Annotated in this window: 8 protein-coding genes; all 8 read left to right on the top strand. The window is 68.9% G+C overall.

Translation table 11 applies throughout. The annotated features are described in order from the left end of the window. Positions 1-78: 78 nt before the first annotated feature. The gene (locus ACLJK8_RS21060) at positions 79-993 is read left to right on the top strand and encodes a transglutaminase-like domain-containing protein (protein ID WP_413152351.1); all 915 of its coding nucleotides are present in this window, start codon (positions 79-81) and stop codon (positions 991-993) included. A 154-nt stretch (positions 994-1,147) separates the two neighbouring features. After that, entirely contained in the window at positions 1,148-2,617 is a 1,470-nt protein-coding gene (locus tag ACLJK8_RS21055; protein ID WP_413152350.1) for a glycosyltransferase family 2 protein, read from the top strand. A gap of 9 nt (positions 2,618-2,626) precedes the next feature. Further along, complete coding sequence (locus ACLJK8_RS21050; RefSeq protein WP_413152349.1) at positions 2,627-3,529, top strand: glycosyltransferase family 2 protein; 903 nt, start codon at positions 2,627-2,629, stop codon at positions 3,527-3,529. Next, positions 3,526-4,551: a glycosyltransferase gene (locus ACLJK8_RS21045; protein WP_413152348.1), complete on the top strand. Its 1,026-nt coding sequence runs from the start codon at positions 3,526-3,528 to the stop codon at positions 4,549-4,551. Before ACLJK8_RS21050 ends, ACLJK8_RS21045 begins: the two co-directional genes overlap by 4 nt. Next, positions 4,548-5,576, top strand: coding sequence for a glycosyltransferase (locus ACLJK8_RS21040; RefSeq protein ID WP_413152347.1), 1,029 nt, complete (start codon positions 4,548-4,550; stop codon positions 5,574-5,576). The genes ACLJK8_RS21045 and ACLJK8_RS21040 overlap by 4 nt, the downstream gene beginning before the upstream one ends. Then, positions 5,573-6,655: an acyl-CoA dehydrogenase gene (locus tag ACLJK8_RS21035; RefSeq protein ID WP_413152346.1), complete on the top strand. Its 1,083-nt coding sequence runs from the start codon at positions 5,573-5,575 to the stop codon at positions 6,653-6,655. The genes ACLJK8_RS21040 and ACLJK8_RS21035 overlap by 4 nt, the downstream gene beginning before the upstream one ends. Continuing rightward, a complete protein-coding gene (locus ACLJK8_RS21030) occupies positions 6,652-7,371 on the top strand; it encodes a PIG-L deacetylase family protein (RefSeq protein WP_413152345.1) in 720 nt (239 codons plus the stop codon). The genes ACLJK8_RS21035 and ACLJK8_RS21030 overlap by 4 nt, the downstream gene beginning before the upstream one ends. After that, the coding region (locus tag ACLJK8_RS21025) for an SAM-dependent methyltransferase (RefSeq protein WP_413152344.1) at positions 7,368-7,855 on the top strand (488 nt) is incomplete at its 3' end. The genes ACLJK8_RS21030 and ACLJK8_RS21025, both read left to right, overlap by 4 nt.

Raw genomic sequence — 7,855 nt, 5'->3', positions numbered from 1 at the left:
GACCCCGCGCGCGGCTCGCCGGGGCTCCGGGCATTTTCGGGGGCCCTCCGTCATTCAAGAACCAAAGGGATCACGCTGATGCGCATTCGCGCCGGATTCGAGCTCGCCTACCACTGCCCCGCGCCAACTCCGATGGTTCTGACCCTCGATGTCCATCCGTCGCGGCATATCGACTTGCTGACCAGACAGGACCTGAGTTTTTCCCCGGACGTCCCCGCGCGGCGCTACCGCGATGGCTTCGGCAACATGTGCACCCGTGTGACCATGCCGTCCGGGCTGACGACCGTTCGGACGGATTTCGAGATCTTCGACGAAGGCGGACCCGACCCGGTCGTTCCGGACGCCGCGCAACTCGAGGTTTCCGATCTGCCGGACGAAGTCCTCGTCTACCTGCTCGGTAGCCGCTACTGCGAAACGGATGTTCTGAGCGACCTTGCCTGGTCGCGTTTCGGCGGCGTCGGCTCCGGTTGGTNTGTTCTGAGCGACCTTGCCTGGTCGCGTTTCGGCGGCGTCGGCTCCGGTTGGTCGCGTGTCCAGGCGATCTGCGATTTCGTGCACGACCACATCACATTCAACTATCAGAACGCCCATTCGCATCGTACCGCCCACGGGGCTTATCTCGACCGGACCGGTGTTTGCCGCGATTTCGCCCACCTGGCGATCGCGCTCTGCCGCTGCGTCAACATCCCGGCCCGGTACTGCACCGGCTATCTCGGTGACATCGGCGTTCCGCCCGTACCCGACCCGATGGATTTCAGCGCCTGGTTCCAGGCCTACCTCGGCGGCCGGTGGTGCACGTTCGACGCGCGACACAACATCCCGCGCATTGGCCGCGTCCTGATCGCGACGGGCCGCGACGCGACCGACGTGGCCATTTCGACGAGCTATGGGCCCTCTTCGCTGGTCGGCTTCCAGGTCGTCACCGAGGAGGTGTGGGAAGAGCGGCCGGTCACCGCTCGCTCGGCCTCGTCGAGGGATCGCGCGGAGCTCTAGTGCGATGCTGGAGCGGCCAGGCCGAAAGTCCCCGACTCCCCTCGCCGAGTTTGTGCACTCGGCCGGGCGCACGATTTCCAACGACGCCGACCCGCTCGCTATCGGCGCTTCCGGGGAGGGAGGCGGATCCGGGGTCGCGCCGGGAGTTCGTTCGGTGCGGGGCGCCCGGATCCGCGCGCGCCTGCGCGCGCAGTTGAGAAGCGAGCGGATCGGGCTGGCCCTGGCCCTTCTCGCCTGCCTGGCGCCCGGGGCGGCCATCATGGTCATGATCGTTGTTCTGGTGGCGCAAGTGTCGCTCGCGTCGGGCCATTTCTGGACGCTGCTGGTGCGCCCGCGCGTGCTCCCGGTCGAGCCCTCCGACCGCGACGCCGACCGTCCGCTGGTGTTCTCGGTCCATGTCGCCACATGCGACGAGCCCCCGGCGCTGGTGATCGCGACGCTCGAGAGCCTCGACGCCCAGATCGATCCCCCGGATTTCGAGGTCATCGTGATGGACAACAACACCGCCGATCCCGCGGTGTGGCACCCGGTCCGCGACTGGTGCCAGGGGCACGGACGGTTTCGCTTCCTTCATGAGGATCGCGTCGAAGGAGCCAAGGCGGGGGCGCTCAACATCGCTTTCGCAGCCACAAACCCGAAGGCCACCCATGTCGTCGTGGTCGATGCCGACTATCAGCTGACCCCGGACTTCCTCGCGCTCGCGGCCGGCGCGCTCCGTCGGCACCGGGCGGATTTCGTGCAGTTTCCGCAGGCGTACCGCTCCGCCGAGCCCGCCGCCGGCGTGGTGCTCGAGCTTTCCGACTACTTCACGCGGCACGCGCGCTTCGCGGACGCGGCCGACGCGATGCTGCTCACCGGGACGCTGAGCGTGATCGACCGGCGCGCGCTCGCGGCCGCCGACGGCTGGAGCGCCGCGACCCTGACCGAGGACGCGGCGCTCGGGCTGCGGCTGCGCGCGTTGGGCTATCATGGTCGGCTGGACAGCCGCGTCGGGGGCCACGGACTGCTGCCGCTCGATTTCGCCGCGCTGGAGCGCCAGCGCTATCGTTGGGCGGCCGGCAACCTCGCGAGTCTCGGGGATATCGCCCAGCTGCCGAGCCGGACCGCCGCGCATGTCTTCGCGCAGCTGACCGCCTGGACCAACCTCGCGCTTCCGGCGGCGGCCTGCCTCGCCGGGGGCTGGGCGCATCTGACGTACGCCGGCGAGACCGCCGGCGTGCATTCCGCGCGACTTCTCGTCGAACTGGCTACGGTCTGCCTCTGCCTCATCATCGTGAGCGCCGTGATACCGCTCGCGGCTTGCATTTCCCGCGCCGGCGTCCTCGCGGTCGTCGCGGCTTCGGCGACCCGCGTCGCGCTGGTCCCTTCCGCCGCGCGCGGGACCATCGACGGGCTTTTCGGCACCGCCGGCGCCTTTCAACGCACTCCGAAGTCCCCGACGCAAGCGCGCGACTGCCTGCCTTTTCACCTCGCCGCCCTGGCGCTGCTCGGGGCGACGATACTCGCCTACCCGGCCGGCGTTCCGCTCGCCCGCTTCGGCGCGGTCCTGCTGATCGCGCCGGCCGTGAGTTTCCTGTTCACCGCGCGGCATCTCGCGAATTACCGCGCCGCGCTCGCATCCTAGGAGGCCGCCATGTTGCCAAGTGTCACGATCGTCATTCCGACCTACAATCGCGGACACAGCATAGGTCAGGCCGTCGAGGCGGCGCTCGCCCAGTCGCACCCCGCGGTGCGCGTGCTCGTGATCGACGACGCCTCGACCGACGATACACCGCGCGTCCTGGCCCGATACGCGGATCATCCGAAGTTCACCTCGGTCAGGCTTGGAAGAAACGTGGGCACCGCCCGGGCAAAGAACGTCGGCATCGCCCTCAGTCGCTCGGACGCGGTCACATTCCACGATTCCGATGACCTGCCGCACCGCGACAAGGTCGCGCGGCAGGCGCGGGTGATCGGCAATGAGAACGTCGGCGCGCATCCTTGCCTGAACTGGCGACTCGCCGGCAGAGAGCCGGAGTCAACGATCCAGATCGGCGCCGCCTTGTGCCACCACGAGTTGATCCTGCCCGATGGCGGCCGGGTGGAAATCCGGCGGACGCTGTCGCTCGTCGACGATTTCTTCCCGAACCTGCAGATGGCGGCGGGTGTTCCCGGCGACTGGACGCACGTGAACTCCGGGCTGTTCCATCGCTCGGTCTTCGATCGCCTCGGAGGTTTCTCCGATTGCGTGGAGGAAGATCGCGAGTTTCGCAACAGGTTGATCATGGCGGGCGAGGTCATCTGGGTCATACCCGAGATCCTTCTCACCAAGATCGAGACGCCCGACTCTCTGACCCAGACCAGCGCCACGGACTACGACAGTCCGCGCCGCGCCGCCGACCGTCTCCGGGTCTGGCGGTCCGTGGAACGGTGGTTCGCCACCCGCGAGGTCGAACCCGTGCCGATCGATCTCGCGGACATCCGCGTCGTGGCTTGCTCCAACCCCGCCGCCGTCGATCTCACCCTGCTGCGCGGAGCTGTGGAGGTGGCGGTGTGACCCTCCGGCTCGCTATCGTCGACCCGCTGACGCCGGTTCCCTACAGCGGAGACCGGGAGAGCCTCGCGGGGTTGGGTGGAACCGAGGCGACGGTCGTTCGGGTGGCGGAGCGGCTGGCCCCCGGCGTCACCGTGTTCCAGACCGGGCGCGTTCGGTCCGAGCGGGTGAGCGGTGTCGCCTATGCTGCCTTCGATCCGGCGCGCGCACTGCCGGGCGCGCCGGAGATCATCCTCGTCATCAATTCCTGGAAGGTTGCCTTGCGGCTGCGACGCGCGCATCCGGATGCTCGGATAGCGCTCTGGATGCATGTTTTTCCCGGGCGGCATAACCGTGTCATGGGACCGGCGCTCGCGGAGGCGGAGATCGAGATCATTGGCGTCTCGGCCAGTCATGCGCGCGCGCTGCGTTCCTTCCTTCACATGCCACGGCCTCCGATCACGCATGTGTTCAATCCGATCAGCGATGATCTTCGGCCCGATGCGACGCGACGCGATCCCAACCTGCTGCTGTTCGCGTCGTCGCCTCACAAGGGCCTCGACGAGGTGTATCGCGCGTTCGGGCAATTGCGAGCCCGACTGCCCAGCCTGCGCCTCGCCGTCGCCGATCCGGGCTATCTGCGCTGGCGCGTCGGCCTGGCGCCGGAGGGGGTCGAGCATCTCGGACGCCTCGATCCTTCGGCGCTCGTCTCCTGGATGCGGCGCGCCCTGTGCCTGTTCTACCCCCAGACCCGGTTCGCCGAGACGTTCGGCCTCGTGATCGCGGAGGCGAACGCCGTCGGTTGCCCCGCGCTCCTTCACGCGGGATTGGGCGCGAATGACGAGGTGGCGAGCGATCCCTCGCAGCTGATCGACGCCCGTGATCCGGACGCGATCGCCGCCCGCGTCCTTGCGTGGCGCGCGACCTCGCCGATTGTCCGCGCGCGACCGGAGTTCCGGCTGTCGGCGGTCATCGAAGCCTGGCGGTCGGAATTGTCGCGGCCCGCGCCAACGCGCACCTCTGCTCCCGCCGAGGCGGGCGCATGAACGCGCCGGTCACGGCGGTCTTCGGCGATGAGCTGCCTTGGCAGGTGGCCGTGACGATCCCGGCCAGGGACGAGGCCCGCCGCGTGCGCGCCTGTCTGGACGCGGCGGCGGTGGCCCTGGCAGGGCGTGGAGGCATCGTCCTCGCCGCGAACGGCTGCCAGGATGACACCGCCGCGCTGGCCCGCGGCTGGTTCGCCCGCACCGGACTGCCCGGCGCGGTGATCGACGAGCCTGTTCCGCCAGCGGGCAGCGGTGTGGGCCGAGCGCGTCGTCTGGCCAACTGCGCCGCGCTGGAAAGGCTCTCCGTCGATGGCACCATCATGACGACCGACGCCGACGGGCGCGTCGCCCCGGATTGGGTCACCGCCAACTTGCGGGAACTGAGCCGCGCGGACCTCATTTGTGGGCTTGTCCTACCCGACGTCGAAGAAAGCGCCGCTCTTCCCGCGCGGATCGCACAGCTGGGGGCGATCGAGGGTGAATATGAGCAGCTGACCCGCCGCGCGCTTTGGCTCCTCGATCCAGTCCCCCATGACCCCGAACCGGCGCATCTGAACGCGGCCGGTGCCAGCCTCGCCTTTGGCCGGGCGCTTCATGCGAGCCTGGGAGGGATGCCGGATCTCGCCGTGGGCGAGGACCGCGCCTTCGCGGCCGCGGCCGAAGCGCGGGGGTGGCGGGTGAGGCATTCTTCCACCGCGCGCGTCGTGATCTCCTGCCGCATGACGGGGCGCACGCCGGGAGGGATGGCGGGCGCGTTGAGAAGTCGCCTGACCGATGAGGATCCGCTCGTCGATGAGATCTTCCAACCCGCGCAAAGCACGTTGCGACGCGCGCGCTTGCGCGCGGCGCTGCGACGGCGGGTCGCGCCCGATGATTTCGGGAGGATCTGGGCCCGCGTCGAAGCGGAGACGTCTGGCCTCGTCGCCCGCCGCATGCATCTTTCCGGTCTCCGCGCCGAACTGCCACGGCTTCGGCGCGCGGTGGCGCGGCTCGAGCGCGGCCGCCGCGCGATGGTCGGAGCATGAACCGCCCCGACACCCGCGGCGCCCTCGGGGAGACCAGCGCCGCGCTGGCGCGCGTCGCCGCGCGCGCGGCGGCGGCCGACGCCGGCGAGCTCGACCTGTCCGAGGACGTCGCGGACCTGCGACGGTGTGGATTGCTTGATCGGCTATCGCATCCGTCGGACCCGAAAGCGGCCGTGACCATGCTGCGCCGCGTCGGGCGGGCAAACCTTTCGGTAGGACGGCTCGTCGAGGGGCATATGAACGCGCTGAAGCTCATCGCGCTTTACGGCGACGCCGAGCAGTGCCAGCGCCATCGGTCAGACGCGGCGAATGGAGTGCTCTATGGCGTCTGGGGCGCGGATGGCGAGCAGCCCGCTCGGATCTCAAGGATGGGAGGGCGCCGGGTCGTCCTGGCTGGCGGCAAGCGCTTCGCCTCGGGGCTCGGCCTTGTCGGTCGATCCATCGTGAGCGTCGGACGCCTGGATGGCACGCGGTTGGCGGTGGTCTCGACCACCGACGGCACGCGTGCCGACGCGGGCGCCTGGCAGATGAGCGGCATGCGCGCGACGGTTTCGGGAACGTTCAATCTCGATGCGCTCGAGGGCGAACTGCTGGGCACCCCTGGGGACTACGAAACCGAACCGCATTTCGAAGGTGGTGTCTGGCGTTACGCGGCGCTCCACGTCGGTGGGCTCGAGGCGATGGCCGAGGCGGCGCGGCAGGCGATCCGAAGAGACCAGCGCGAGGCGCAGTTGTGCCGGCTGGCCCAGCTGGCGGCCAACGCGCATGCCGCGCGTCTGATGGTCGAGGCGGCGGCCGTCGCCATCGAGGCCGCGGACGCCCGGCCGGACACGGTCGCGCTCAGCCTTCTCGCACGGGAATTCGTCGAGACGTCCTGCCTGGAGGGGATTGCCATGGTCGATCGCGCGCTCGGCACGCGCGCCTTCGCGACGGGCGCGCCGGTCGAGCGCATCCGGCGCGACCTGCAACTCTTCCTTCGTCAAGCCGATCTCGATGGAAAGCTTGCTCGAGCGGGGGCGCTGGTGTGCCAGGCGAATGCCCCGATCGGCGAAGCTCTGGGGGAGGAGCCCGCGGAATGACCGAGCTCTACAATGCCCCGCTGCTCGCGGCGGCCTCGATCGCGCCATTCGCGACCATCGACGAGCTCTCAGGGGGTGGAGCCGTCCTGGTCCTCGCGCCGCATCCCGACGATGAAACGCTCGCCTGTGGCGCGGCTATCGCCGCCGCCGCCGAAGCGGAAATCGAGGTGCGCGTGGCGATCGTGACTGACGGCTCGCGTTCGCATCGCGCCTCGGCGCGGTTCCCGGCGGAGCGCTTGGCCGCGCTCCGAAGGCGAGAGGTGACCCGGGCGGTGAGCATCCTCTCCGAGGGGCGCGTGACGCCGATCTGGCTCGGATACACCGACCTCGCCGCCCCGGAGGACGAAGCGACCTTCCTGGAGCTCGCGGGCAGGCTCGGTGATCTTTCCAGGATCTCGGCGATCTGGACAACCTGGGGTGGCGACCCCCATCCGGACCATCTCAGGAGTTGGCAGCTTTCCCACTGGCTCTCCGCCCGGCTCGGAATCCAGGTCTGGGGGTGCCCCGTCTGGGGTCGCCTCGGTACCAGCTGGCCCGTGCCGCGCGCCATCCGGCGCTTCGCCTCGGACCCCTGGCGCCAACGGAAGGCACGCGCGGTGGAGGCGCATGTATCGCAGATGACGCGTCTGATCGACGATGACCCCTCTGGCTTCATGATGCCGCCGGGACTGAAAAATCACTTCATCGCAACCGACGAGATCTTCATCCGACCATGAGCATGGACCCCGCCGTTTTCGACCGCATGTATTCGGAGAACATCGACCCCTGGGGCTATGAAACCAGCGCTTACGAGGCGGAGAAGTATGCGCTCTCTCTGGGCCTCCTGGGCGCCCGCCGGTTTCCGCAGGGCGTCGAGATTGGTTGCTCGATCGGTGTATTGAGCGAGCAGATCGCTCGACGCTGCGATTACTTTCTTGGCGTCGACGCGGCCGAGGCGGCGCTCGTGCGCGCCAGATCGCGAGGTGTGGCCAACGCGGAGTTTCGTCGCGCCGTGCTTCCGAGGGACTGGCCATGTGGCGCCTGGGACCTCATCGTATTGTCCGAGGTGCTCTATTTCTTCGACGCCGACGATATCGCTCAGCTCGCGCACGATGCCGCGCGGACGCTCTCGGGTAACGGTGTCGTCCTGCTCGCAAGCTATCTCGGCGACACTGAGACCGAGCTCGATGGGCCGGCATCCGAAGAGATGTTTATCGAATG

It is taken from the genome of Amaricoccus sp. W119, from assembly GCF_047275745.1.
Classification (GTDB): domain Bacteria; phylum Pseudomonadota; class Alphaproteobacteria; order Rhodobacterales; family Rhodobacteraceae; genus Amaricoccus.
The sequence above is the reverse complement of the archived record's forward strand: the minus strand, read 5'-3'. Positions and strand labels throughout refer to the sequence as shown.